The 25,476-nt window shown below is 70.6% G+C and carries 25 protein-coding genes, 1 other RNA gene and 1 pseudogene; 7 read left to right on the top strand and 20 right to left on the bottom strand.

Translation table 11 applies throughout. From position 1 onward, the window contains the following. Nucleotides 1-8: 8 nt before the first annotated feature. From ACZ5DS_RS28745 to ACZ5DS_RS28735, 3 genes are all read right to left on the bottom strand, one after another. Entirely contained in the window at nt 9-770 is a 762-nt protein-coding gene (locus tag ACZ5DS_RS28745; protein ID WP_468244002.1) for an anti-sigma factor family protein, read from the bottom strand. 59 nt (nt 771-829) lie between these two features. Beyond that, nucleotides 830-1,414: a sigma-70 family RNA polymerase sigma factor gene (locus ACZ5DS_RS28740; RefSeq protein WP_030167252.1), complete on the bottom strand. Its 585-nt coding sequence runs from the start codon at nt 1,412-1,414 to the stop codon at nt 830-832. Between the two features lie 290 nt (nt 1,415-1,704). Then, on the bottom strand, nt 1,705-2,304 hold the full coding sequence (locus tag ACZ5DS_RS28735; RefSeq protein ID WP_468243999.1) for a CGNR zinc finger domain-containing protein: 600 nt from the start codon (nt 2,302-2,304) through the stop codon (nt 1,705-1,707). Nucleotides 2,305-2,627: 323 nt separating this feature from the next. On the opposite strand from ACZ5DS_RS28735, the gene ACZ5DS_RS28730 reads away from it, so the two are divergent. Continuing rightward, entirely contained in the window at nt 2,628-3,167 is a 540-nt protein-coding gene (locus ACZ5DS_RS28730; protein ID WP_468243997.1) for a peptidoglycan-binding domain-containing protein, read from the top strand. 3 nt (nt 3,168-3,170) lie between these two features. Here ACZ5DS_RS28730 and ACZ5DS_RS28725 read toward each other — a convergent pair whose 3' ends face one another. Continuing rightward, the gene (locus tag ACZ5DS_RS28725) at nt 3,171-3,629 is read right to left on the bottom strand and encodes a helix-turn-helix domain-containing protein (protein ID WP_468243995.1); all 459 of its coding nucleotides are present in this window, start codon (nt 3,627-3,629) and stop codon (nt 3,171-3,173) included. Between the two features lie 315 nt (nt 3,630-3,944). Between ACZ5DS_RS28725 and ACZ5DS_RS28720 the strand changes: the two are divergent. Further along, nucleotides 3,945-4,469: pseudogene (locus ACZ5DS_RS28720) on the top strand (anthrone oxygenase family protein); the annotation flags it as partial. Between the two features lie 31 nt (nt 4,470-4,500). On the opposite strand, the gene ACZ5DS_RS28715 reads toward ACZ5DS_RS28720, so the two are convergent. Next, nucleotides 4,501-4,992, bottom strand: a complete 492-nt coding sequence (locus ACZ5DS_RS28715) for an SRPBCC family protein (RefSeq protein ID WP_468243992.1) — start codon at nt 4,990-4,992, stop codon at nt 4,501-4,503. A 65-nt stretch (nt 4,993-5,057) separates the two neighbouring features. Here ACZ5DS_RS28715 and ACZ5DS_RS28710 point away from each other — a divergent pair, with 65 nt between their 5' ends. Next, nucleotides 5,058-5,639 (top strand): TetR/AcrR family transcriptional regulator, encoded by a 582-nt coding sequence (locus tag ACZ5DS_RS28710; RefSeq protein ID WP_468243989.1) that lies wholly within the window; start codon nt 5,058-5,060, stop codon nt 5,637-5,639. 95 nt (nt 5,640-5,734) lie between these two features. Here the strand turns inward: ACZ5DS_RS28710 and ACZ5DS_RS28705 are convergent, their stop codons facing one another. Then, nucleotides 5,735-6,208: a cupin domain-containing protein gene (locus tag ACZ5DS_RS28705; RefSeq protein ID WP_468243986.1), complete on the bottom strand. Its 474-nt coding sequence runs from the start codon at nt 6,206-6,208 to the stop codon at nt 5,735-5,737. Between the two features lie 543 nt (nt 6,209-6,751). Here ACZ5DS_RS28705 and ACZ5DS_RS28700 point away from each other — a divergent pair. Further along, nucleotides 6,752-6,913 carry a hypothetical protein gene (locus ACZ5DS_RS28700; protein ID WP_468243983.1) on the top strand — a complete coding sequence of 54 codons (162 nt, stop codon included), beginning with the start codon at nt 6,752-6,754 and terminating at the stop codon, nt 6,911-6,913. A gap of 952 nt (nt 6,914-7,865) precedes the next feature. On the opposite strand, the gene ACZ5DS_RS28695 is transcribed toward ACZ5DS_RS28700, so the two are convergent. Further along, complete coding sequence (locus ACZ5DS_RS28695; protein WP_468243981.1) at nt 7,866-8,426, bottom strand: TetR/AcrR family transcriptional regulator; 561 nt, start codon at nt 8,424-8,426, stop codon at nt 7,866-7,868. Between the two features lie 95 nt (nt 8,427-8,521). Here ACZ5DS_RS28695 and ACZ5DS_RS28690 point away from each other — a divergent pair, with 95 nt between their 5' ends. After that, nucleotides 8,522-9,124 (top strand): DUF2867 domain-containing protein, encoded by a 603-nt coding sequence (locus ACZ5DS_RS28690; RefSeq protein WP_468243978.1) that lies wholly within the window; start codon nt 8,522-8,524, stop codon nt 9,122-9,124. Between the two features lie 39 nt (nt 9,125-9,163). Here the strand turns inward: ACZ5DS_RS28690 and ACZ5DS_RS28685 are convergent, their stop codons facing one another. The 6 genes from ACZ5DS_RS28685 to ACZ5DS_RS28660 all read right to left on the bottom strand — a co-directional run bounded on the left by ACZ5DS_RS28685 (nt 9,164) and on the right by ACZ5DS_RS28660 (nt 16,864). After that, nucleotides 9,164-9,715, bottom strand: coding sequence for a YciI family protein (locus ACZ5DS_RS28685; protein ID WP_468243975.1), 552 nt, complete (start codon nt 9,713-9,715; stop codon nt 9,164-9,166). 51 nt (nt 9,716-9,766) lie between these two features. Further along, on the bottom strand, nt 9,767-10,918 hold the full coding sequence (locus ACZ5DS_RS28680) for a uroporphyrinogen-III synthase (RefSeq protein ID WP_468243973.1): 1,152 nt from the start codon (nt 10,916-10,918) through the stop codon (nt 9,767-9,769). A gap of 88 nt (nt 10,919-11,006) precedes the next feature. Beyond that, a complete protein-coding gene (locus tag ACZ5DS_RS28675; protein ID WP_468243971.1) occupies nt 11,007-12,395 on the bottom strand; it encodes a nitrate/nitrite transporter in 1,389 nt (462 codons plus the stop codon). A gap of 208 nt (nt 12,396-12,603) precedes the next feature. Further along, entirely contained in the window at nt 12,604-14,784 is a 2,181-nt protein-coding gene (locus tag ACZ5DS_RS28670) for a polysaccharide deacetylase family protein (protein ID WP_468243968.1), read from the bottom strand. A gap of 19 nt (nt 14,785-14,803) precedes the next feature. Then, nucleotides 14,804-15,667, bottom strand: coding sequence for a hypothetical protein (locus ACZ5DS_RS28665; RefSeq protein ID WP_468243965.1), 864 nt, complete (start codon nt 15,665-15,667; stop codon nt 14,804-14,806). Nucleotides 15,668-15,892: 225 nt separating this feature from the next. Further along, the gene (locus ACZ5DS_RS28660) at nt 15,893-16,864 is read right to left on the bottom strand and encodes a LysR family transcriptional regulator (RefSeq protein ID WP_468243962.1); all 972 of its coding nucleotides are present in this window, start codon (nt 16,862-16,864) and stop codon (nt 15,893-15,895) included. An 84-nt stretch (nt 16,865-16,948) separates the two neighbouring features. On the opposite strand from ACZ5DS_RS28660, the gene ACZ5DS_RS28655 reads away from it, so the two are divergent. After that, nucleotides 16,949-18,205 carry an MFS transporter gene (locus ACZ5DS_RS28655; RefSeq protein ID WP_468243959.1) on the top strand — a complete coding sequence of 419 codons (1,257 nt, stop codon included), beginning with the start codon at nt 16,949-16,951 and terminating at the stop codon, nt 18,203-18,205. A 102-nt stretch (nt 18,206-18,307) separates the two neighbouring features. Here ACZ5DS_RS28655 and ACZ5DS_RS28650 read toward each other — a convergent pair whose 3' ends face one another. The 6 genes from ACZ5DS_RS28650 to ftsE form a co-directional block, all read right to left on the bottom strand. Next, nucleotides 18,308-19,696, bottom strand: a complete 1,389-nt coding sequence (locus tag ACZ5DS_RS28650) for a ricin-type beta-trefoil lectin domain protein (RefSeq protein ID WP_468243956.1) — start codon at nt 19,694-19,696, stop codon at nt 18,308-18,310. A gap of 182 nt (nt 19,697-19,878) precedes the next feature. Further along, nucleotides 19,879-20,275, bottom strand: a transfer-messenger RNA (tmRNA) gene (gene ssrA, locus ACZ5DS_RS28645). A gap of 101 nt (nt 20,276-20,376) precedes the next feature. After that, complete coding sequence (gene smpB / locus ACZ5DS_RS28640; RefSeq protein WP_468243954.1) at nt 20,377-20,856, bottom strand: SsrA-binding protein SmpB; 480 nt, start codon at nt 20,854-20,856, stop codon at nt 20,377-20,379. Between the two features lie 53 nt (nt 20,857-20,909). Further along, nucleotides 20,910-22,088 (bottom strand): S41 family peptidase, encoded by a 1,179-nt coding sequence (locus tag ACZ5DS_RS28635; RefSeq protein WP_468243951.1) that lies wholly within the window; start codon nt 22,086-22,088, stop codon nt 20,910-20,912. A gap of 67 nt (nt 22,089-22,155) precedes the next feature. Continuing rightward, nucleotides 22,156-23,073, bottom strand: a complete 918-nt coding sequence (gene ftsX / locus ACZ5DS_RS28630) for a permease-like cell division protein FtsX (RefSeq protein WP_468243949.1) — start codon at nt 23,071-23,073, stop codon at nt 22,156-22,158. 29 nt (nt 23,074-23,102) lie between these two features. Then, nucleotides 23,103-23,792, bottom strand: coding sequence for a cell division ATP-binding protein FtsE (ftsE, locus tag ACZ5DS_RS28625; RefSeq protein WP_031159396.1), 690 nt, complete (start codon nt 23,790-23,792; stop codon nt 23,103-23,105). Nucleotides 23,793-24,024: 232 nt separating this feature from the next. Between ftsE and ACZ5DS_RS28620 the strand changes: the two genes are divergently transcribed. Continuing rightward, nucleotides 24,025-24,216, top strand: a complete 192-nt coding sequence (locus ACZ5DS_RS28620) for a hypothetical protein (RefSeq protein WP_468243946.1) — start codon at nt 24,025-24,027, stop codon at nt 24,214-24,216. A gap of 93 nt (nt 24,217-24,309) precedes the next feature. Here ACZ5DS_RS28620 and ACZ5DS_RS28615 read toward each other — a convergent pair whose 3' ends face one another. Further along, the gene (locus tag ACZ5DS_RS28615) at nt 24,310-25,218 is read right to left on the bottom strand and encodes a hypothetical protein (protein ID WP_468243943.1); all 909 of its coding nucleotides are present in this window, start codon (nt 25,216-25,218) and stop codon (nt 24,310-24,312) included. Nucleotides 25,219-25,476: the final 258 nt, after the last annotated feature.

Here is a 25,476-nt window from a genome sequence, read left to right as displayed (position 1 = left end):
TACGGCGGCTACGCGTCCACCTCCACGAGCTTCTTCCCGTCGAAGGTCATGACCTCGAAGTGGTCGATCTCGTTCGGCTTGAGGGCCGTGCCGCCGCCGATGTACAGCGGGTTCTTGGACTCCGGGGTCTTGGCGTCCGGGATGCCGTATCCCCACTTCGGGACGGACCAGGAGCCCAGTGTCTGGCGCTCGCCGTTGTGGGCGACGGCGATCAGGGAGCACTTGAGCGGTCCCTTGACGCCCTTGAGCTGGAGGACCGTCGAGGTGCCCCAGGCCTTCTCGCCCATGGCGACGGTGGCCGAGGCGCCGGTGGTGCCGTCCGTGCCGGAGACCTTCTTCGGCAGCTGGTCGAAGGTCGTCTGGGCGGTGGCCGCCAGCGGTGTGGTCGTCCCTCCCGAGTCGCCGCCGCCCGCCGCCATGACGGCCACCGGGCCGCCGATGATCAGCGCGGCCGCGGCCGCGACCAGGTAGAAGCCCTTGCGCCGCTTCTGTGCCCGGCGCTCGGCGACCTCGTCGACCAGTTTCTCGGCCAGCCGTGGGCTGGGCCGCGCGGACAGCGACTCGCCGATCGCGGGCGTGCTGCCGGAATCCGGCAGGTCCGCGAGGGCGGCCAGCATCGGCTCCATCCCGGCCAGTTCGTCCAGCTGTTGGGCGCACCACTCGCAGCCGGCGAGATGCGCCTCGAAAGCGGTTGCTTCGGCGTCGTCCAGGATCCCGAGGGCGTAGGCACCGACGGTTTCGTGCTCGTTCGGAGCCTGTGATCCCTGCATGGACCCAGACATACCCGAACCACCCGTGCCGAACCCTTGCATACCCCCGTGCCCGCTCATCACGCCGTCACCCCCCGCTCCTCCAGTGCCAGCTTCATCGATCGCAGGGCGTAGAACACCCGGGAACGGACGGTTCCGCTGGGTATGCCCAGAGTTTCCGCCGCCTCGTTGACGGTACGCCCCTTGAAATAGGTCTCGACGAGAACCTCCCGGTGGGCCGGGGTCAGGTCGTCGAGCGCGTCCGACAGCGTCATCAGCCACAGCGCCTTGTCGATCTCGTCCTCCGCGGGGATGACCTCCAGCGGCGACGGATCGACCTCCTGCGGCCGGGCCTGCCGGCTGCGGTGGCCGTCGATGACGATGCGGCGCGCGACCGTCACCAGCCAGGGGCGTACCGAACCGGTCGCCCGATTGAGCTGACCGGCGTTCTTCCAGGCACGGATGAGTGTTTCCTGTACGACGTCCTCGGCGCGCTGCCGGTCTCCGGCGACCAGCCTGAGGACATACGCAAGCAGAGGTCCGGCGTGCTCGCGGTACAGCGCACGCATCAGCTCCTCATCCGGTTCCGAGGGCTGTGAGGACATGCGATGTCGGGCCCTCGATCCACGTTCATTGGCCACGGCCGCATCCTTGCGCACGCCCACCTCCGGTGTCCGGGGGTTCCCCCAGTCGGTCGCTCGCCCACCCGTACGGACAGGGGCTGCGCGATGTTCAAAGCGGAGTGACATATTTCTTGGAGGTGACGTGACGACCGGGACATGCGTACACATTCCCACCGCATGATCTTTACATTTCCGACACATCGCCGAGGGCGGCCGAGCTGCCCGCGCAAGGTGGACAGCAAACTCGGTGTTGCGGAAATCACGTCGGGCGGCGCAGGGGCGCAATGCGACAGAAGGCCCGTACCGGACAGTCTGGTTCCGGGCGCTCGCTGTCAGGTCCGGGCGAGAGCCGCCCGCCGCCGGTGCCGGGCCACCCGCTCGCGGTTGCCGCAGACCTCGCTGGAACACCAGCGCCTCCGGCGCCCGCGGGACGTGTCCAGGTACACGAGCGGGCAGTTGTCCCCCTCGCACTCCCGGACCGCCGCCCGCGCCACGGGATCGGTGAGCAGCTCCACGGCGTCCCGTGCGACGAGGGCGAGCAACCCCGCACACCCGGGCGCCTGCGCCAACTCCCGCACCAGCGTGCCGTCCTCGCCGGGCACCGCGCAGAGGGCCGGGGGCGCGACGCGGGCGACCTCGTTGAGCCGGCCGAGCGCGTGCCCGTACGGCGGCCGGGCGTCCGCCGCCGGGTGGGCGGTGCGCACCAACTGCCCGATGTGTCCGCGCAGTTCCCTGAACCCCGGCAGCCAGGAGGCGTCGGCGTGGCCCAGCGGGGTGCCGGGCGGCACCAGCCCGGACCCGCTGATCCAGGCGCGCAACGGCTCGACGGCGTCGAGCCGTTCGGCCGGGTGCGCGGTCGCGAGGAGATCGAGACAGATCCGCCCGGCGTCGAACCGCAGCTCGTTCGGGACCGTGGCCGTACCCAGTGCCATGTGCCTGTCACCGCCTAGGACAGGGGAACCGTTCCGTCGCTTCTCTTCACAGTGCATGCCCGCACACGTCCGAGGAACCCCTCGAACCGCCGACGGCGCGCCCGTCGTCCGTCGCGCCGACCCGCCCGGCCCACAGGGTTCGCCGGCCGACCCGTCCCCGGCGGGGATGCCGGTGCCCGGCGCGTGGGTCGGTCCCCTCCGGTCCAGAAACGCCGTCATGCCTCGCCGCCCCCGCCCCGGGCCGTGACGCTGTGTCCTGCGAAAGCACCGGGAGCCGCCCCAGGGGGGACCCACGGGGGACGGCGGTTCAGAAAGGAAACTTCATGAGCATGCGCATCCGGGTCGTCGCGATGGCGACGGCCGCGCTGCTGGGCGCCGGGGCCACCGGCATCGCCCTGGCACCCACCGCGAGTGCCGCCTCGTACCACGGCATCGACGGTGGCGGCCTCGTCACCGACGACTGGCAGGACGAGGAGAACCTGGGCGTCGACGACTACGCCGAGAGCAACGCCACCGCTCTGTGGGAGACCGTCCTGTACGCGGACGGCGCCCAGTGGCAGGACGACGACGGCGACTGGCACACCTTCCAGAAGAACCAGATCGACGGCTCGTTCGGCCCCGAGACGGAATCGGCCACCCAGTGGTGGCAGGAGCACTACCACCTCTCGGACAACGACGGCGTCGTCACCGACAACAGCTGGAGGTTCGCCCAGCGGTGGCTCGTCGGCCCGTCCTCGGGCAGCGTCGTCACCTACAAGGGCGACGCACAGGACGTCACCTTCAAGCGGATCAGCGGCAAGTACCGGGTGCGGATCAAGGGCACCGGCCCCTGGAAGCTCGCGTACTACGACAAGCGCGGCTGAGGCCTACGGCTCGGGAGCGGGCGGTCGTACGGTCGCCCGCCCCCGGGGCCGCTTCCACAGCAGCCCCGCCCCCGCCACCAGCAGCACGATGACGGCGAACGCGAGCAGTGCCGCCGTCCGCCACCGCCGGTGCTCGACGACGAGCGCCTCTGGCTCCGGCTCAGGTTGCGGCTCCGCCTCGGCCTCCGACCCGCCCTGCGGCCACGCCTGTTCGGCCAGCTCCCACAGCGCCAGCAGCCGCGCCTGGTCCGCGCCCGCCAGCCGGCTCAGCACCTGTGCCGCTCCTCGCGGCGGCAGCTTGGCCCCGCTGAGATAGCGCTGCCACGACGACTTGCTGTACGCGGTGCGCCGGGCCAGTTCGGCGAGGCTGAGTCCGGTACGGCCCTTCAGGACGCGTAACTGCTCGACCAGGTGCCGTGCCTCTCTGGGCAGCGAATCCGGCAGAGGCTGCCAGCGTGTCATCGTCGTCCCCCCGATTGCCCGCCGCCCCGTCTCCGGGTGCGGCCCGTCCCCGCCATGGTCCGGCGTCAGCCTGATGCCCGGCCGAAGCCGTCCGGCAGAGCGCGCGCCCGGCAACCCGGAGCACGCGCGGTCGTACGGTGCGAGCCGGGCGCCCTCTGCGGCGGGGCGCTGCCTGCGCCGCCGGGCCCGGTGCCGTGAGCCGGTACCCACAACGCCGTACGGCTGTTCAGGCGCCGGCGTAGCTGGACGCCCGCGTATGCGGGTGCGCGCTTGAGCCATGTCCGGGGCCAGGGCCGCTCGGGTTGGCTGGAAGGCATGACGCATACGAGGGAAACGACGCATACGAGGGAAACACGGACCGGCACGGTCGTCCTGGGCGCCGCCACTGTCGCCATGGGCCTGATCGCGGGGGTCTTCTACATCTTCGCCTGCGCGGTGATGCCGGCGCTGGCACGCAGCGACGACCGGACGTACGTCGAGGTCATGCGCACCATCAACGACGTGATCCAGAACCCGGTGTTCTTCCTGAGCTTCATGGGGGCGCTGGTGCTGACGGGAGTGTCGGCGTGGCAGCTGCGGGGCTCGGCGAGCGGCCGTTGGGCGGGTGCGGCCCTGGCGGCCTACGCGCTCGCGTTCCTCGTCACCCTGGCGTTCAACATCCCGCTGAACAACGCCCTTGCGGGCAAGGGCGATCCCTCTTCCCTACGGGGGCACTTCGAGAACCCCTGGGTGATGTGGAACGTCGTACGGACGGTGTTGTCGACGGTGGCGTTGGGGTGCCTGGCGCGGGCGCTGCTGGTTCACGGGCGCTTCGGCCGGCGTCGCGGACGGAGGGCGCCGGTACCCCCGTTTGAAACCGGCGCCCTCCAGCTCAGTGCGCGCGCCGGCCGGGAGCCCGCAGCAGTCGTACGTACGGACTCCAGCGCGCCGGCCGCTGCACCGCCCCGGTGCAGGCCGACTCGGCCCGGTCGAGGCCGTCCTCCACGCAGGCGTCGTGCAGCGGCCGCCAGGCGAGGGGCCAGGTGAGGCGGGCCGCGCCCCGGGTGTTCATGGCGAGGGTGTGGCGCAGGACCGTCCGCTCCTCGTCCAGCGGAAGCACGGTGAACTCGTGGAACCCGTGGAAGCCGTGCGGCGCGCGGAAGGTGAAGCGCACCCAGGTGGAGGGGACGTACGCGGTGACGGTGTAGCGCACCGGGCCGTGCCCGCCCTTGGCGCCCCGGGACAGCGTCCGGTCGAAGGTCATCGGAGGCCAGCCGCCGTGCGGCCACAGCAGGTCCTCGCGGCTGCCCAGGGTGTCGATCAGCGCGCCGACCTGGCCCGCATCCGCCGTCAGGACGCGTTCGTGCACATTGAAGACGCTCATGGGACGCACTCCCCCGCTCGTTATAGAGATGCCTCTCTAATGATGTAGAGAGTACTCTCTATTACATGCCTAGGCCACCCCGCTTCGACACCCCGCTTCTCCTCGACGCCGCCGTGCAACTGGCCGCCACAGCAGGCCCCCTGGGCGTGACCATGTCCGCCGTGGCCAAGGAGACCGGCGCGCCGAGCGGTTCGGTCTACCACCGCTTCCCGAACCGGACGGCCCTGCTGGCCGAGGTGTGGCTGCGGACGCTCGAACGCTTCCAGGAGGGGTACTACGCCGTCCTCACCACCGAGAGCGACCCCCGCCGGGCGGGCCGGGCGGCCGCCCGGCACATCGTCGCCTGGTGCCGGGCCCACCCGGACGAGGCCACCTTGCTGCTCTACGGTGCCGGACAGTTCGGCCGCGCCGACTGGTCCGAGCAGTACGTCGCCCGGGCCGCCGAGGGCAATCGCCGCACGCTCGGCGCCGTCACCGCACTCGCCGAGACGCTCGGCGCGAGGGGCCCCCAGGCCGTCGAGCGCGTCAGGCTCGCGCTCGTCGACCTTCCGCTCTCCCTGGTCCGCCGCCACTTCCGGGCCGACGAGCCGCTGCCGCCGCACGCGGAGGACCTGGCGGAGGAGTGCGCGGCGGCACTGCTCGGGTGAGCGGCAGGCGGGTGAACTGTTTCGATCATGCTGACGCGCATCGCGTAGCCACGGCGGCGTGCACGTCCGTGCCCGCGATCGCCGCCACGCTGCGGCTAGGCATTCGGCATCGGCCGCATCTGGATTCCGTGCCGCCCGGCGACCTCGATGAGGCGCTCGATGTCGGGCGGCTCGTCCGACCAGGGCGGCAGCTCCCGCCGCTGGGCCGGCTCGCCCACCTCGTCGAAGAACTTGTCGGCGTCGCCCGGCGTGTAGGTGAGCAGGAGCCGGACCGTGCTGGTGGGCTCGAACCGCTCCCAGGTGCCCTCAGGGATGTGGAAGAAGGACCCGGGGCCGCCTTCGACGATCTCGTCACCGATGTGGAAACGGAGCGTCCCCTCGATGACGTAGACGCTCTCGGCACCGGGGTGGGCGTGGGGCGGTGGACCCATCCCCTCCGGGATGGTCATCTCCATGACGGTCATCGCGCCGCCTGTCTGGTCAGCGGACGCCTTGACCTCATAGAGGCTGTTCAGCAACCAGTAGGCCTTACCGTCACCGCTGTGGCAGACATGGGCGTTCTTCGCCATGAGGACGTCCTTTCCTCGACGGACATCCCCACTGTTCCCACCGGAGGGCTGCCGGAAGGCCGCCGTACGGGTGGCTGTGCCCGAGTGTCGCCGTCGCCAGCCATGCGGATGCCTTTCTCCCGACCGGCAGTCCCGCCAGGTGCCCTGTCACTCGTATGGGTCGGCCATCGAGCAGCGATGCCTGCTTTCTCTTAGAACGGGTCGTATGACGTGTTCTTCACGTCTTCTTCACGGCCGTATCAATCCGAGAGAGGCCGCTGACGAGAGAGGTGACCATGCCCCCAAGCCAGACACCTGGGCGAATAGATCCGAGAAGCGTGCAGAGGCGCGCCGGCCTGGGAATGCGGGCCGGCGTAGGCGCGGCAGTGCTGGTCGGCGGACTGATCCCACCGATGGTGATCGCTGACAGCGCTGCTGCGCAGACGAGGCAGGCGCGTTTCACGTTCACGACCCCTGGCCGGTACACCTTCACGGTTCCCAGCGGTCCTGGCGTTCTGAAAACCCTGACCATCTCCCTCTGGGGCGGCGGGGCCGGCGGGGGCGGTGGCGGAGGAGGTGCCGGCGGGGGCGGCGGCGGGGGCGGCGGGGCCGGCAGCGTCCTTCCGCGAGTGGGCGGCGGAGGAGGGGGCGGAGGCGGCGGTGGAGGCGGTGGCGCCGGTGGAGGCGGCGGCGGCTCCGGCGGCTTCCTGGAGTGTGCTGTGGTAGCTCGCTCCGGCCAGACATTGACGGTCGTGGTGGGGGCCGGGGGGAGTGTCGGTGGCGGAGGGGCCGGCGGGAGCGGTGGCGCCGGTGGCGCCGGCGGCAGCACTTTCTCCCTCAGCGGAGCTACCGGCAGTCCCGGCAACAGAGGCGCCTCCGCCACCCTCGGCGGAAACGGTGCGGACAGCCGGGTGGCCCTCGCCGCGGTCAACCTGGCCACTGCCAGGGGCGGCACCGCCGGTACCCGTGCCGCGACCGGCGGGACAGGTGGCAGCGGCGGCAGAGGTGGCTCCGCAGGCCTACTCGGCGGTGTCGGCGGTGCCGGCGGCGGTGGCGGTGGCGGCGGTACCGGCGGGAGCGGCGGTACCGGCGGCCAGCAAGGAGTCTGTGTGGGTGTCCCCGGAGACTCACGTAATGGAAACAATGGTGGCGTTGGCGGCGGAGGCCGTTCCGGTATGACCGGCAACTCGGGCGCCAGCCACGTGACCACCACGGGCGGGGCTGGCGGCACCGGTGGTGCCGGCGGCAATGGTGGCGTCAGCGGGGGCGGTGGCGCCGCCGTCAACGCCAACGGCAGCGCCTACGGCGCCGGCGGGAGTGGCGGTAGGGGCGGACCCGGAAGCGCTGGCGGCAGTGGTGGCGCCGGCGGTCAAGGAGGCACCGGCGCCACCAGCGGCTTTGTCGGGTCTGCTGGTGGTACCGGGACGAATGGCGAGGGCGGTAACGCCGGCGGGTCCGGGGCCGTCATCATCGACGTGACGCCGGCTCCCTGACCTTGAACCGGGACGTCCGCACCATCCCACCACCGGTTCACCGACTCGCTGGTCGTCTTCGAGCCATGCGCAGCGAGGAGGACGCCGGCGTCGCGGCGCCGGGGTGAGCGAGCCACCGACGCGGGGCCTTGACCGGGTGTCTCCGGTCAAGGCCCCTCTGGCTCGGGTCAGTCTTTCGAGCCCGGCTATGCCAGCAACCGTTGTCTGATCAGCTCCATCACTTCCGCGCGGCTGCGCTTGCCGTTGTCGGCGGCGTAGAGGTGGTTGCCGATGCGCACCGAGGCGGCGATCAGGCAGCGGATCTCGACCTCGTCCTCGTCGGGACAGAAGGCGGAGAACAGGGAACGCAGGTAGTCCATACGGCGGTTGTCGACGCGGCGCAGGCGCTCGGCGACGGCCGCGTCGCGACGGGCCCAGTCGCGGATCGCTATGTCGGCGGTGCTGCCCAGCACCGGCCCGTCGGCTGCGGCGGCGACGATCGTGAACAGTCGCTCCAGCCTGGCCCTGGCGTCTCCCCCGCCGCTCTCCACCTGCTCGATCACGCTCTCGGTCACCTCGTACTCCCAGGTGTCGAGCATTTCGGTGAGCAGCGCGTCCCGGTTGCGGAAGTACCCGTAGAAGCCGCCCTTGCTGACGCCGAGCGCCTGCGCCAGTGCCTCGATCCGGACCGCTTCGGGGCCGCCTGCGACGAGTGCCCGCAAGCCTTCCTCGATCCACTTGCCCCGTGGCGTGCGGGTCGCGCCCATGGTGTGTGCCTCCTCACGTCCCCATCGAGTATACGGGGGCGTATAGATGGCCCTACGCTGGATCTATACGCCACCGTATAGACAGGGGTCTGCTCATGCGACTTCCCCGAACCGCCCACACCGACCGCCCCTGGCGGATCCACGAGATCACCGGCGACTTCACGGTGGAGGACGTGTGGGCACTGCCCACCCCCGGCGGACCCGACGACCTTGCGTGGCTGGTGCGCCAGTTCGCCGAAAACCTCAGGAGCGGGGTGACCGGAGAAGGCCTCGTCTCCCGCGTGCTCTTCGCCGTCCGCTGGAAGCTCGGAGCGCTGCTCGGCTGGGACAGGTCCGGTACCGGCATCGGCACCCGACTGCCCTCCCTGCACGACCGGTTGCCGGCGGACCTTCGCCGGGGTCCCCAGGGCCCCGACCTCGGCTCGTCCCCGTTCACCTCCCTCTATCAGAGGGACGACGAGTGGGCCGCCGAGATGGGCAACAAGACCGTGCACGCGGTGATGCACATCGGCTGGGTCCCGGACGGATCCGGCGGCTTCCGCGGCCAGATGGCCGTCCTGGTGAAGCCGAACGGGCTGTTCGGAACCCTCTACATGGCCGCCATCAAGCCCTTCCGCCACCTCGGGGTGTACCCGGCGCTGATGCGCTCCATCGGCCGCGCCTGGCAGGCGAACGCCGCCCGGCGGAGCGCGAACTGACGGGATCCCACCAGGTTCGTCCGCCCGGACGCCCTCAGGTCATGAGGGCCGCCCGCCGAACTGCCAGTTGTGCACCTCGATGTCCGCGTACCGGTCCGGGGTCAGGACGGCGCGTGCCGTCCCCGGGTCCGGCGCCCGGACCAGTGCCGCCGTGCCCAGCCAGGCGGCACCGTCGTCGGACAGCAGCGGTCCGTAGGCGATCAGTTCGGCCCGGTCGGGCGGCACCGCCAGGTCAGCGGCCTGCCCCGTACCGAGACCGAGCACCAGGTACCGGTTGCCGTCGGTCGGGCCGCCCGGGAAGTCCCACATGGTGCGCCCCAGCGTGTTGCGCCACCGTCGCAGCAGCACGTCCCGGTAGACGCCGGCCTGGTAGTTCGGCTCGTCGAAGGCGAACACGCGGGCGGCGGCGGGATCGGGCAGGTCGACGATGTGCACGCTTCCGGTGGGCGTGTCGCCGTCGTCGGCCATGGTCGGGCCCCGGGCGATCATCTGACTCGCGTACCGGTCCATGTAGGACCAGTGCTCTTCCAGCAGCTCGTCTCGCAGTGCTGCGGAACCAGGCCGGTCGCGGTGGTAGCAGAGGAACTCCATGCCCGGAGGATCTCCCCGGGGAGGCACCCAGGTCGAGCGAGATTCCTTGCGCTACGCGTCCGCGTACTTCGCGTCCGCCGCCGGATCCAGCGCCAGCCGGTACCCCCGCTTCACCACCGTCTGGATCAGCTTCGGTGCCCCCAGTGCCGTACGGAGGCGGGCCATGGCTGTTTCCACGGCGTGTTCGTCGCGCCCGGCGCCCGGCAGCGCCCGCAGCAGCTCGGCTCGGGCCACCACCCAGCCTGGGCGCCGGGACAGTGCCCGCAGCAGGGACATACCCGCGGGCGGCACCGGCTTCAGGTCGCCGTCCACCAGCACCGCGTGGCCCCGGATCTCCACCCGGTGCCCGGCGATCGGCAACGCCCGTGCCCGCCCGGGCAGTTCCTGGCACAGCAGTTGCACCAGCGGACCGAGGCGGAAGCGCTCCGGCTGTACGGTGTCCACGCCCCGGGCCTGGAGCGGAAGCGCGGTGACGGGGCCCACGCACGCGGGCAGCACGTCATGGCCGAGCGCGACCAGGACCTCGCCGAGCAGGCCGCGTTCCTCGGCCCGCGAGAGCAGGGACGCGGCGGCAGGCGCGCTGGTGAAGGTGAGCGCGTCCACCCCGCGGGAGACGGCCGCGTCCAGCAGGCGGTCCATGGGGCCGATGTCGTCCGGCGGCATCCAGCGGTACACCGGCACCGGCACGACCTCCGCTCCCGCGGCCCGCAGCGCCTCCACGAAGCCGGGCAGCGGCTCCCCGTGCAGCTGTGCGGCGATACGGCGGCCGTCGACGCCCTCCGCCAGCAGCCGGTCGAGGACCTCCGCCATGGACTCGCTGCACGGCGACCAGTCCTCCGTGAGCCCGGCGGCCCGGACGGCTCCCTTCACCTTGGGCCCGCGGGCGAGCAGCTCCACGCCCCGAAGACGATCGAGCAGCTGGTCCCCCAGCCCCCACCCGTCGGCGGCCTCGATCCAGCCCCGGAAGCCGATCGCGGTGGTGGCCACCACGACGTCCAGCGGCTGGTCGATGATCTCCTTGGTGGCTGCGAGCAGTTCGCCGTCATCGGCAAGGGGCACGATGCGCAGGGCGGGCGCGTGCAGCACGGTGGCGCCGCGCCGCTGGAGCAGCGCGCCCAGCTCGTCGGCGCGGCGCGCGGCCGTCACCCCCACGGTGAACCCGGCGAGGGGCCCCTGTTCGGGTTGCTGCTGTCGGTCGTACATGGCTGCCCTCCTAGCTGGCCCGCATGCCGAGCGAGCCTGTCAACGGCTCGTGACAGGCTCGGTTCGGCTTGATGTCGCCGGTGTTACGTCACACCTCGGCGTAGCTGAGCTGCGGCTTCGCCTCCGAGGCGGCTGCGCCTGCGTGAACCTGCGCGGCCGGGCGGCGAAGGTATACGGCCCAGGTGACCGCGAAGCACACGCCGTAGAAGGCGAGGAAGACGACAAAGGCGCCGGTGCCGGAGCCGTAGGAGAGGAAGGACTGGCGGAAGGCCATGTTGATGCCGACCCCGCCGAGCGCGCCGACCGCACCGATGAGGCCCATGGAGGCGCCGGAGAGGCGCCGGCCGTAGGCGGCCGCTTCCTCACCGGTGAGCCCCTTGGCCACGGCCTTGGCCTGGAAGATCCCCGGGATCATCTTGTACGTCGACCCGTTGCCGAGCCCGCTCAGCACGAACAGCACGACGAAGACCGACACGAACAGCGGCAGCGACTTCTGCATGCTGGCGACGACGAGTACGGCGGTGGCGGCGGCCATGCCGACGTAGTTCCAGAGGGTGATCTTCGCGCCGCCGTACCGGTCGGCGAGCCAGCCGCCGACGGGCCGGATGAGCGAGCCGAGGAGCGGGCCGATGAAGGTGAGGTACGCGGCCTGCAGCGGCGTACGCCCGAACTGGACCTGCAGCACCTGCCCGAAGGCGAAGGCGTAGCCGATGAACGACCCGAAGGTGCCGATGTAGAGGAAGGACATGATCCAGGTGTGGGCGTCCTTCGCGGCGTCCTTGGCGGCGCCGGTGTCGTTCTTCACGGAGGAGAGGTTGTCCATGAAGAGGGCGGCGAGGACGGCGGCGACCACGATCAGCGGGATGTAGATGCCGAGCAGCACACGCGGGCCGCCGCTGGCCCCGATGATGGCGAGCGCGACCAGCTGGATGACCGGCACGCCGATGTTGCCGCCACCGGCGTTCAGCCCGAGCGCCCACCCCTTCTTCCTGAGCGGGAAGAAGGCGTTGATGTTGGTCATGGAGGAGGCGAAGTTGCCGCCGCCGATGCCCGCGAGCAGGCCGATGAGGAGGAAGGTGTCGAAGGACGTCCCCGGCTTCATCACCGCGAACGCGCCGACGGTCGGCACGAGCAGCAGGCCGGCCGAGACGATCGTCCAGTTCCGGCCGCCGAAGATCGCGACGGCGAAGGTGTAGGGGACGCGGACGACGGCGCCGACCAGCGTGACCATCGAGGTCAGCAGGAACTTGTCCGCCGGGGTCAGCCCGTACTCCGGGCCCATGAAGAGCACCAGCACGGACCACATGGTCCAGATCGAGAAGCCGGTGTGCTCGGACAGGACGGAGAAGATCAGGTTCCGGCGGGCGACCTTCTCGCCGGTCGCGTTCCAGAATGCGTCGTCCTCCGGATCCCAGTGCTCGATCCAGCGGCCTCCCCTCCTGTTGCTCGGGGAGGGGGCTGTACTAGGGGCTGTCATGACGCCTCCACGGTGCTCCGGTGATGAGTCCCGAAGGTAGGGAGGACGCGTTTCCTGCCTGTGGCTGTGGGTGACCGGAAAGGAACTTTGCTCTCACTCACCGAGTGGGCGGGCGGTGAGGGAAGCTCCAGGCAGGGCTGACGTGGAGGAGGAGCAGTACCGTCGCGCTGCTGCTCCGCTGCGGGGCGGTCCTCGACGAGCGGGGCGGTCATCCGACCGGTGCCCCGTCCGTGCCGGGCCGGCGCCGGGCGGGCGGGTTCGGGGGAGCCGTGATGCCGCCCGTGCGGCGCAGCTTCTGCCAGCGCAGCCGGCCGCCGGTGAGGGCCGTGATCCAGGACTGGAGCAGCACGACGTACATGAGCTGGCGGTAGAGGATCTGCTGCAGGGGCAGCGAGATCAGCGGGGTCAGCGGCTCGCGGTCGAGGACGAAGGCGTAGGCCGCGCAGGCCGCCTGGATCGCGAGGACGCCGAACCAGGCCACGATCGTCTTCTCGGTGGGGCCGAACACCAGGCCGTAGACGAGGAAGAGGTCGATCAGCGGGGCCAGGAGCGGGGCGACGACCTGGAAGAGGGACACCAGCGGCAGGCCCACGCGGCCGAACCGCCCGGAGGGGCCGCGCTCGAAGAGGGCGCGCCGGTGCTTCCAGATCGCCTGCATGGTGCCGTACGACCAGCGGTAGCGCTGCGACCACAGCTGCTGGACCGACTCAGGCGCCTCGGTCCAGGCCCGGGCCTTCTCGGCGTACACGACCTGCCAGCCGTCCCGGTGGACGGCCATCGTGATGTCGGTGTCCTCGGCGAGCGTGTCGTCGCTCATGCCGCCGACCCGCTCCAGGGCCGAGCGCCGGAAGGCACCCACCGCGCCGGGGATGGTCGGCATGCAGCGCAGGACGTCGTACATGCGGCGGTCGAGGTTGAAGCCCATCACGTACTCGATGTGCTGCCAGGCGCCGATGAGTGTGTCCTTGTTGCCGACCTTGGCGTTGCCGGCGACGGCGCCGACCCGCGGGTCGGCGAAGGGCTGCACCAGTTCGCCCACGGTGGCCGGCTCGAAGACGGTGTCGCCGTCCATCATCACGATCAGGTCGTACCGGGCGTTCGCCACACCGCGGTTGAGGGCGGCGGGTTTGCCCGCGTTGAGCTGCCGGATCACGCGTACGTCGGGCAGCCCCAGCTCTTCCACGATACGGGCCGTACCGTCCGTGGAGCCGTCGTCGATGACGAGGACCTCGATCGGATGCTCGCTGCGCATCAGCGAACGGACGGTGTTCTCGATGCACTTGGCCTCGTTGTAGGCCGGGACCAGCACCGACACGGGCTCGGTGACCGGCTCTTCGCCCCAGCGGAAGCCGGGACGGCGGGTGCGGCGCGTGTGCGCGGCGGACAGCAGCAGCATCAGGCCGAAGCGCGCGAACACCAGGAAGCCGACGACCGCGAGGCCGACGACGAGGACCGCGGTGATGTTGTCCGACGCCTTCACCAGGAGAATCCAGGCCTTCCCCTTCCACAGGTCGAGGCCGGTGACCGGGGTGTCCGCGTCCGGTGCCTTCAGTGCCTCGGTGAGGGTCTGGAACGCGTAGCCCTGCTTCTGCAGCCGGGGCAGGAACCTGTCGAGCGCCTGGACCGTCTGGTGGCGGTCGCCGCCCGAGTCGTGCATGAGGACCACCGCGCCCTTGCCGCCCTTGGGCGTGGCGTTGCGGATGATCTCCTCGGCGCCCGGCCTGCGCCAGTCCTCGCTGTCGGCGTCGTTGACCACGGTGAGGTAGCCGCGCTTGCCGATGTACTCGGTCACGGGCCAGGAACGGTCGTCCATGGCGTCCGCGAAGGAGGAGTACGGCGGCCGGAACAGCGAACTGCGGATGCCTGCCGCTCCGGCGAGCGCCAGCTGGTTCTGGGACAGCTCCCAGTCGATGCGCTCCTTGGAGTGGTACGAGAGATCGGGGTGGTCGAAGGTGTGCACGCCGACCTCCTGGCCCTCGTCCACCATGCGCCTGACGAGGTCCGGGTGGCGCGAGGCCATGGAGCCGGTGACGAAGAAGACCGCGTGCGCGTGGTGCTTCTTCAGGATGTCGAGGACCTTCGGCGTCCAGGCCGGGTCGGGGCCGTCGTCGAAGGTGAGGACGATGCGGTGGTCGGGCACCCGCAGGCTGGTGACGCGGCCGCCCCGGGTGTCGATGACCGGACCGCCGTCGAGGATCTTCTGCGGCACCTTGTCGTTCGGCGCCGCGGGCCGCACCCGGTGGTCCGCGAGGATCTCGTTGTGCACGTATCCGCGCAGCATGAGCATGGCCAGGGTCGCGCCGAGGACCAGGATCGCCAGCAGGTGGCGCAGCGGTAGCCGGGGACGCCGGCCGGACGGGGAGGTACGGCGGCGGAAGCGTGAAGCCATCAGAGGGTGTTTCCCCTGGTCAGAGTGAGAACGTGGGATGCGGGTGGCGGCGCTTTCCGCCGGGGGTGCGCTTGGTGGCCGACGGGGACAGCGAGGGGGTGGGAGGGGTGCCGCTGAGGGAGGGGGACGGGTCCGGGGACGCGGCGGGGGAAGCGGCCGACGCGGACGGGGAGTTCGTGGCACCGCCGACGGCGCCGGGGGCGGAGGAGGCGGCCGCCGTCGGCTGAGCGGTGGCCGAGCCACTGGCCCCGGGGCCGTCGGGGGAACCGGCGCCGGGGACGGAGGCGGCGCCCGCCGTGGGAGACAGGGCCGGCCCGGTTGCCGAGGTGGTCGGGCCCTTGGAGGCGGTGGGCAGCGGCGAGGTGCGCACCTGGACGGCCGGCTTGTCGTCGTCCTGGCCGGGGACCGGCAGCCACGGCGCGTCGGAGTTTCCGGACAGCAGGGTGGCGACGATGACGCCGGCGTAACCGGCACAGGCGACGGCGACGAGCATGCCGAGGCGGCGGAAGCGGCGGCCGCGCCGGCCCGACTCGTCCACGAAGACCGGCCCGTCGGAGCCGTCGCGGCCGGTGCCGCGCGGGTCACCCGCGGCCGGGCTCAGCTGGACGTCATCGAGCTGGACGGCGTCGGGCTGAGCCGTCGTCTCCTGCGAGTCGTCCGCGGGGTCGGCGGTGGCCGTCTCGGAGCGGGAAGCCGCCGCGACCGCATCAGCCGCAGGGGAGCCGGAAGCCACCGCGGCCGCATCAGCCGCACGGGAGCCGGAAGCCGACGCCGCATCAGCCGTCTCGGCTCCGGCCTCCCGAATCGATCCGTCACCCGCAGAGCCCGAGGTGGCCGGAATCATTCCGGTCTTCGGCAGGACCTCGGTGTCGTCTCCCGTCACCGGCAGCTCCCGATCCGTGGATGCGGTTTCGGAGCATTCCGGTTGGGCGTCTTCTCGCCACTCTTTCACGCGCGCGCATCCCCCCACGGGACAGTTCCGGGTGCGCCTACGACCCCGAGCACCCGTCGATCGAACCAGGCACGGCCCGGTCCGGGCGCCCCCGATTACCACACTGTGCTTGGGCCATGAATGTAGCGCACGCGGAGGCTCGGTACTTACCACGTGTCACTTGTGCACGCTCATCACCTCATCATCACTGGCCGGAATCCATCGGTCGGCGGGATGTCGTAGCCACCCATCAGACCTGGCGATTTCGGCCGCAGCCCTCCGAAGTGCGTCCAACCCGGGATGCACCAGCCCCTTACGCCAGACAAGCGACACAGCCGACAGCGGAACGGGATCGACAAGCGGCCGCAGCACCGTGCCGGGCAGGGCCGGAAAGCCCACCACGGCCAGAATCGGGTGGCGGGTCTTGGCCATGATCCGCTCGAACTCCTCGTCCCCGACCGCGAGTGGAAGCGGGGACGCGACCCGGATGCCGCGCCCCTCGAAGAGACGACGGGCCAGGTCGGTCCACTCCAGGGTGCGCGGGTTCCCGGCACCGGCGTACACCGTCTCCCCGGCCAGCGCGGCCAGCGGCACCTCGGGCCGGGCGGCCAGGGGATGGTCCTCGGGCAGGACGACCGCCATCGGCTCGTAGCGCACGGGCTGCTGCTCCAGACCGGACCGCACGGCCGCGTCCAGACCGGCGAAGCGCCCGAAGGAGGCGTCCAGCCGGCCGGCGAGCAGCTCGGCCGCGGCTCCGGTGAGGCCGCTCTCGTAGCGGGCCATCAGCTCGCAGTCGGGGGCGAGTTCCCTGGCCCGGTGCAGCACGCGGCGGCCCGTGGCCAGGCCCGCGGAGTTGAGGTCGACCAGCAGCGGCCGGGCCTGCCCGAAGGCGGCGAGCAGCTCGTCCTGGGCGGCGAGGACCCGGCGGGCGTGCGGCAGCAGCCGCTCGCCGTCCGCGGTCAGCGTCACCTGCCGGGTGGTCCGCACGAACAGCTCGGCGCCCAACTCCCGCTCCAGCCGCCGCACATCCCGGCTCAGCGCCTGCTGGGCGACGTACAGGCGGGCCGCGGCCCGGGTGAAGTGCAGCTCCTCGGCGACGGCGAGGAAGGCCCGCAGCAGGCGGGGGTCCAGGTGAACGGGGGCAGACATGACGGCGAATTTACAACGTGGTTGCGTGAATCGGTGCCGAGAAGGTGTTGGACCCGGTGATCCACTCCGGGCGAATGTTGAGCCATGCCGCAACAGACCACCGAAGACACCCGAATACAGCATAGTTCGCCGCAACTCACCGGATACCGTCGCCTCTTCTCCCTCCCCGGCACCCGTGCCTTCACCGCCGGCAACCTGATCGCCCGCCTCCCCATGGGCATGTTCGGGGTGAGCGCGGTCGTGATGATCGCCGGGTCCCGGGGCTCGTACGCCCTCGCCGGTGCCGTCACGGCCACCGGGCTCGCGGCGACCGGGGTGGCCGGGCCCTGGATCGCGCGGCTCGTGGACCGGTACGGGCAGGCCCGGGTCGCCGTCCCGGCCACCCTCACCGCCGTGCTCGGCAGCCTCGCGCTGCTGCTGTGCGTGCACTACGACGCCCCGGACTGGACCCTGTTCGCCGCGTACGCCGCGACCGCGGCCACCCCCAACATCGGCGGGTTGTCCCGCGCCCGCTGGGCCCACCTGCTGCGTGACGAGCCGGGCGCCCTGCACACCGCGAACTCCTTCGAGCAGGCGGCCGACGAGCTGTGCTTCATGCTCGGCCCGGTGCTCGCGTCCTTCCTGACCGGCGCGTTCTTCCCGGAGGCGGGCACGCTCGCCGGGGCCGCGCTGCTGCTGGCCGGGATGCTGCTGTTCACCGCCCAGCGGTCGACCGAGCCGCCGCCGCGGGCCCGTTCGAAGGCGCCGTCGCCGCTGCGGAGCCCGGGGATGCCGCCCCTGCTGGCCTGCTTCGTGGCGACCGGGGCGGTGTTCGGTTCGATGGAGGTCGTCACGATCGCCTACGCCGACGCGCAGGGGCACCGGACAGCGGCCGGTGTGGTCCTCGCGCTGCAGGCGGCGGGTTCGTGCGTGGCGGGCCTGCTGTACGGGGCGCTGAAGCCGGCCGGGCTCACCCTCGCCCGCTGCCTGCTCGCGATGGCCGTGCTGATGACCCTGCCCTGGCTGGCGGCCACCACCGCCGGTTCGCTCCCGGTCCTGGCGGGCGCGCTGCTGGTGGCGGGCATGGCGACCGCGCCGACGATGGTGACCGCGATGACCCTCGTACAGGCCCGCACCCCTGCCGACCGGCTCAACGAGGGCATGAGCCTGGTCGTCACCGGTCTGCTCACGGGCATCGCGTGCGGTTCGGCGACGGGCGGCTGGGCGGCGGAGCACCTCTCCACCGCCCTCGCCTTCGCGGTCCCGGCCACGGCGGCCACCGTGGCCCTGCTGATCGGGGCACGCACGCGACAGGCCCCGCCGAGCCCGAGTCACCGGCGACTCGGTCTCGACGGGGCCTGAGACACCCGGCGGATTCAGGATCCCGGACGGGCGGCCGTCAGCGAGGTCCACCTGCTCGCTCCCCCGCGCCGCTCGCCTGAGCCGGTACGGGAGGCTGCGCTGTCAGAGGGCCCATTCCTGACGTGCGGTTCCGTCACACGCGGCGAGCACCAGCCCGGCCCCGTCCTGCGGCTGGGCCACGCACAGGTCCTGCGCGGCCTCCGGGCGCAGCGTCGCACCCGTGCGTACGAACGCCTGATTGGCGCCGCCGTGGCAGTTCCACAGGATGACCGGTGTCCCGGCCTGGTAGCTGGCGCCCTTCACGTCCCAGCACCGGTCATGGGTGAGCGCCGCGTGGAGGGTGTGCCGCCGGCTCGCGTCGTACCACCACAGTTGGTTGCGGCCGCCGTGGCAGGGCCAGCCGATGACCGGTGTCCCGTTCAGCGTCTGTGCGCCCTTGGCGTCCGCGCACTGACCGGATCCTCCGGTGACCGGCTTCAGGTCCATCAGCCCGTCGTAGAGGACCGGCTGGCCGGCGGACGCCGGGTCGACGCAGGTGGCGGTGTTCACGGTGCGGAGGTAGAACGCGGCCAGGCACGCGGCGAACGCGCCGTGGCCCCGGTAGTTCGGGTGGAACGACTGCCGGACCGCGTTCGCGTCCCAGCTCTTGGACAGGTCGACGTACAGGCCGCGCGCCCATGTGTTGTCGGTGCACACCTCGTGCCCGTGGAACAGCCGTGAGGCGTCCAGGTAGGAGACGCCCGCCTGTTCGGCCGCCTTCCGGATCCCGGTCTCGAACAGGGGGACCGCGCTGTTACGGCCCCACGCCAGATCGGCGTCATAGCCGGTGCAGCCGCCGCCCAGCTTCGTGCCGTAGGAGTAGTCGCCGATGTCCGGGCTCATCGGCGACGGGTAGCCCATCATGACGAGCTTGTAGGAGGAGTCCGCGTATCCCGCGTCCCGCATGGTCTGCCGCACCGAGGTCAGGGCGTGCACGACCTTCGGCACCAGACCGTCCACACGGGCCTGCCAGCCCGGTGCGTAACCGCTGTTGCAGGCGCCCTTGGACAGGAACCAGCGTTCCACGCAGTCCGTGACGACCGGCCCGAACTGAAGGTCGTCGTTCGCGCCGATCATGACCACGACCATCTTCACCTGGGTGGTGCGGGCGGCCTCGGCTAGGGAGTCGCTCTGGACCTGCTCACTGGGGTACTGCTTGTTCCCCCCGGCCCAGATGTTGTCGGCGGTGGCACCGGAGCAGGCGAAGTTGAACGACTTGTCGGTCAGGCCGATGCGATGGATGGCCGCATCGGGTGAGCGGTGGCACCAGTTGCCGCCCGTGCCGTCGGTGTCCGGGGTGTAGGTGCCGATACCTTCGCCGGAGATCTCGCTGTCGCCGAGCGAGACGACCGAAGTCGGCTTGGGCTCATCGGCGTGGGCAGCGGCAGGGGTGAGGCCGAGCACCGCGAGCGCCATCGCGCACACGGAGGCGGCCAGATGTCTTGCGCGCATCCGGAGAACTCCTCCCGAGCAGGAGATGAGGGTGTGGTGCGCGCGACAGAGTGCTACCGGTCGGTAGACAAGGGAAGATGCATGCCGCAAGCGGAACGGTCGCCTACGTTCCCGAATGCCCCACGAACATGCGGAAGGCCCCTGACCCGCGGCTATCGCCGCAGATCAGGGGCCACATGGGGTGGTGGAGATGGCGGGAATCGAACCCGCGTCCAACGGTGCGGAACCAGGGCTTCTCCGTGTGCAGTTCGCTGTGCTTTTCTCAGCCCCGGCGATCACGCGAACAAGTCGCCGACGGGCTCAGTCACTGTTTGGTTTCCCTCTTCACCCCGTGACCGGGATCAAGGTTTAGTCCCCTAGCTGATGCCAGGATCCGGGTCGGGAACAGCCCCGGGCTGACACTCCCATTAAGGAGAGTTTCGCGAGTCGCTACTTATCAGGCAGCGAGCGCGAAACGCTCGGGAGAATCGCTCTTAACAGTGGCGATTATTTTTTTCGGCCTGTGGTTTACGAGATCATGGCCGCTTCCTCGACACGCTTCCCCTGCTTCGACAGCCGCTGTCGAAACCGATCATCCCCATGTTCATTTTTCAATCCGCGCACCGGGTCTTCGCCCGGTGTTGGTGCCATCGTACGGGATCAACGCACCCGCGTGCCAGCGTATTCCCGCCGGAGGGGCCCTAGGCGCGCTGGCGCCGGCGCGCCGCCGAGATCGCCCGGTCCGTCTCCCGCCGGTCCTGCTTCTCGCGCAGGGTCTGGCGCTTGTCGTACTCCTTCTTGCCCTTCGCCAGCGCGATCTCGACCTTGGCCCGGCCGTCCTTGAAGTACAGGGCGAGGGGCACGATCGTGTGACCCGTCTCCTGGGACTTGGACTCCAGCTTGTCGATCTCGACGCGGTGCAGCAGCAGCTTCCGCTTGCGGCGGGCACTGTGGTTGGTCCAGGTGCCCTGGCTGTACTCGGGGACGTGCACGTTGTGCAGCCACGCCTCGTGGCCGTCCAGCTGCACGAAGCCGTCGACCAGCGAGGCGCGGCCCTGGCGCAGCGACTTCACCTCGGTCCCCATGAGGACCAGACCGGCCTCGTAGGTGTCGAGGATGTGGTAGTCGTGCCGCGCCTTCTTGTTCTGCGCGATCAGCTTGCGCCCTTTTTCCTTAGCCATAGTGCCGACCATTTTCGCACCATGGAGGGGGTGGGTGGGAAGCGTATTAGGGGCTAGGAGGGATCGCCGAGACCCATGAGCACCGTTTCCGCCCGTTCCACGGCCTTGGGCCCCGCCTCCAGGTCGGGGGTGATGCCCCGGCGGTCCACCGCGTGGCCGGAGGGGGTGCGGTAGTGGCCCACGGTCAGCTCGGCCACCGAGCCGTCGGGCAGCTCGGTCGGCATCTGGATGGAGCCCTTGCCGAAGGTGCGGGAGCCGATCACGACCGCGCGTCCCCGGTCCTGCAGGGCGCCGGTGAGCATCTCGGCCGCGCTCATCGTGCCCCCGTCGACCAGGGTGACCAGGGGCCGGGCGGTGTCGCCGCCGGTCTCGGCGTGCAGGGAGCGCTGGGCGCCGTCGACGTCGTAGGTGGCGACCAGGCCGCCGTCGAGGAAGGCGGAGGCGGTGTCCACCGCCTCGGTGACCAGACCGCCGGAGTTGCCGCGCAGGTCGAGCACGATGCCGGCGCCGACCGGGGCCTGCCGTACGGCGGCGCGGACGGCGTCGCCAGTGCCCTTGGTGAAGGCGGCGATCCGGATGACGGCGACCCCGCCGGGCAGCTTGCGGACGGTCACCGAGTCCGTGGACAGGCGGACCCGGTGCAGGGTCTCGCTCCACGCGCGCGTGCCGCGCTGGAGGCCGAGCGTGACCGTCGTACCGGCGGGCGCGTCCTCGGCGTCACCACGGAGTAAGGAGATCACCTCCGTGACCGGACGTCCGTCGACCTTGCTGCCGTCGACGCTGCGCAGCCGGTCCCCGCTGCGGATCCCGGCGTCCGCCGCGGGCGAGCCGGGCTGCACCTTCGTCACCTCGATACGGCCGTCCTGCTGGCGCCGGGCCCACAGGCCGACGCCGGTGTACTGGCCGTCGAGGGCCTCCTGGAACTCCTCGTACTCGCCCTCGGAGTAGACGGCGCCCCAGCGGTCGCCGCTGCGGCTGACGGCCCGCTCCGCGGCCTCCATCGGGGACTTCCCGTCGGCCATCGCCTCGCGGGCGGCCTGCTGGACGTCCTCGTGTCCGGGGGCCGTGGGGGCAGAACCGGCAGCGGTCCCGCGGTCGGCGCCGACCGCCTGGCCGCTGTCCGGGAGGGAGCCGGTGGCGGCGCCCGCGACCAGGACGCCGGCGAAGACCAAGGTCAGGGCGGCCCCGCGGCCGAAGCGGCGGGGCTGACAGAACAGGTCACGGCCTGACATGGCGGTGAGTCTAGGACAACTCGAAGGGCCGTACGGCCGGATGACTGTACGGCCCTCTTGGCATGTGTCACACCTTCAGGTACTTGCGCAACGCGAAGAAGGCCGCCAACGAAGGCATCAGGACACTGGTGGCGAGGATCAGCGGAAGCTTGGTCAACACCGCGTCCCAGCCTACGAAGTTGATCAGCGTCAGCTTGTGGGACAGGGCCATGCCGTGGTCGATGGTGAAGTACCGCCCGACGACCAGGAAGATGCAGGCGAGGCCGCCGCCGATGAGACCGGCGACCGCGGCCTCCATGATGAACGGCGCCTGGATGTAGAAGCCCGAGGCACCGACCAGGCGCATGATCCCGGTCTCGCGCCTGCGGCTGAACGCCGAGACGCGCACGGTGTTGACGATCAGCAGCAGCGCGATGAGCAGCATCAGCGCCATCACGAAGAGCGCCGCCTGGTTCATCAGACCGAGCAGCTGGAAGAGGTTGTCCAGGATGCCCTTCTGGTCCTGCACCGACTGCACGCCGTCCCGCCCGTTGAACGCGGTCGCGATGACCTTGTACTTCTGCGGGTCCTTGAGCTTGATCCGGTACGACTCCTGCATCTGGTCCGGCGTCAGCGAGCCGGCCAGCGGGGAGTTTCCGAACTGCTCCTTGTAGTGCTTGTACGCCTGGTCCTGCGACTCGTACGCGACCTTCTCGACGATCGTCATCTTGTGGAGGTCGGCGAGGATCTGCTTCTTCTGGTCCTCGGTGACCGCGCCCTTGGCGCAGTTGACGTCCGACTGTGCATCGCTCTTGTTGCACAGGAAGATCGAGACGTTGACCTTGTCGTACCAATAGCCCTTCATGGTGCTCACCTGGTCGCTCATCAGCAGCGAGCCGCCGAACAGTGCCAGGGACAGGGCGACGGAGACGATGACGGCGAAGGTCATCGTCAGGTTGCGGCGGAGACCGACACCGATCTCCGACAGGACGAACTGGGCGCGCATGGCGTCTGGTTAAGCCTTTCCGTTCCTCGTCAGTGCTGGTAGCCGTAGACGCCGCGGGCCTGGTCGCGGACGAGGCGGCCCTTTTCCAGCTCGATGACGCGCTTGCGCATCTGGTCCACGATGTTCTGGTCGTGCGTCGCCATGATCACGGTGGTGCCCGTCCGGTTGATGCGGTCGAGCAGCTTCATGATGCCGACGGAGGTCTGCGGGTCGAGGTTGCCGGTGGGCTCGTCCGCGATCAGCAGCTTGGGCCGGTTGACGAAGGCGCGCGCGATGGCCACGCGCTGCTGCTCACCACCGGACAGCTCGCCCGGCATCCGGTCCTCCTTGCCGCCGAGCCCGACGAGGTCGAGCACCTGCGGCACGGACTTGCGGATCTCGCCGCGCGACTTGCCGATGACCTCCTGCGCGAAGGCCACGTTCTCGGCGACCGTCTTGTTGGGCAGGAGGCGGAAGTCCTGGAAGACCGTCCCCAGCTGGCGGCGCATCTGCGGCACCTTCCAGTTGGAGAGGCGTGCGAGGTCCTTGCCCAGGACGTGCACCTGACCGTGGCTGCACCGCTCCTCGCGGAGGACGAGCCGCAGGAAGGTGGACTTTCCGGAGCCGGAGGACCCCACGAGGAAGACGAACTCGCCCTTCTCCACCTCCAGGGAGACATCCCGGAGGGCTGGGCGGGTCTGCTTGGGGTAGACCTTGGAGACGTTGTCGAATCGGATCACGGATGCACCACGGGTCGCCGGGGGTAGATGAGCGTGACCATACGCGAACCTGGTGTACAAGTGCAGTCGCCGGTTGCGCTTGGGCAAGACTTGTGCGTTTTTGTACGGGCCTGGATTCCGGTTTCTCCGGGCGCCCGAGCCCTTTCCGGGGGAACCTGGCACAGTGGAGGGGGAACGTTCTCGTTCCTGTGTGCGTTATATGTGTGATGGCCGGTGCAAGGAGGGCGAGCGCATGACGTACGACCGGTTGGTGTGCGCGAACTGCGCGTCGCCTGTGAGCGAGGGCCGGTGCCCGGTGTGCCGTGCCAACCGCGCGCGACTGCAGCAGGAGGGCTTCGCCACGGGGCTGAACCCCGTAGCGCTGATCGCGCTGCTCGCGGTGCTGATCGCAGCGCTGGCGCTGCTGGCGCACCAGACCGCGTAAGAAGAGCGCAGGAATACCGGAAGGGCCCGGAGCGCCATGCTCCGGGCCCTTCCGTCTACACACTCTCTACCGTGCGTGACCGCGAGGCTACGCTCAGGCGGCCGCGCCGCCCCGGCCGTTCACCAGACGCGGCAGGACACGGAAGCCGATGCCGCCGGCGATCATCGTCGCGGCGCCGACGAGCAGGAACGCGGTCTGCCCGGCACCGGTCTCGGCGAGCTGCTTGTCGCCGCCCTTGGCCGAGGTGTCCGAGCCCGTGTCGGTGAGGGCCGAGGAGCCCTCCTCCTGGGACGCGTTGTCGTTGCCGCCACCGTCGGGGGTGGTGCCGCCGGTGGTGCTGGAGCCGCCGGTGCTGGAACCGCCGCCGGTGCTGGAGCCGCCGCCGGTGCTGGAGCCGCCCGTGCTGCTGGAGCCGCCCGTGCTGCTGGAGCCGCCGGAGGAGCTGCCACCGCCGCTGGTCTCGTTACCGCCGGTCTGGTTGCCACCGGTCTCGTTACCGCCGGTCTGGTTGCCACCGGTCTCGTTACCGCCGGTCTCATTGCCGCCGGTCTCGTTACCGCCAGTCTGGTTGCCACCGGTCTCATTGCCGCCGGTCTCGTTACCGCCGGTCTCGTTACCGCCAGTCTCATTGCCGCCGGTCTCGTTACCGCCGGTCTCATTGCCACCGGTCTCGTTACCGCCGGTCTCATTGCCACCGGTCTCGTTACCGCCGGTCTCATTGCCGCCGGTCTCGTTACCGCCAGTCTGGTTGCCACCGGTCTCGTTACCACCGGTCTCATTGCCACCGGCCTGGCCACCATCGGTGCAGATGCCGATCGGGCAGTCGCCGCCGGTTTCGCCGCCGTCGGCCTCGCCGTCCGTGCTCACGCCGATGTTGATCGGACCGGCCTGGACACCGAGGTCCAGGGCCGAGGCGGCGCCCGCGGCGGTCAGCGAGGCGCCGGCCGCGATCACAGCGCCGGCGGCTATCCGCGCGACCCGGATCCGCGTCTTCTTCGTCATATGGTTGCTACCCCCAGTAGCTGTTCGTCAATGAGGCGGCGTGCGGGGCTTGCCGTGATCGACGGAGGTAGCTGTGACGAGATCCGCGCCAATTCCCCCGGTTCACATGCGCCCCAGAGATACGCATGCCACGCTTCACCCTTCCCATTTTTCAAAGCAACGTCAAGGCCGTTGCGCGCGCAATGTCCGATGGGGTGGCGTTTGCGGAGACTTGGAGCCTGTGAGTGTGATGTAAAACCCAGACAAATGACAACTGCC

The sequence above is a fragment of the Streptomyces sp. NPDC031100 genome (genome assembly GCF_055570785.1).
This window is presented reverse-complemented; position numbering and strand designations above follow the sequence as displayed.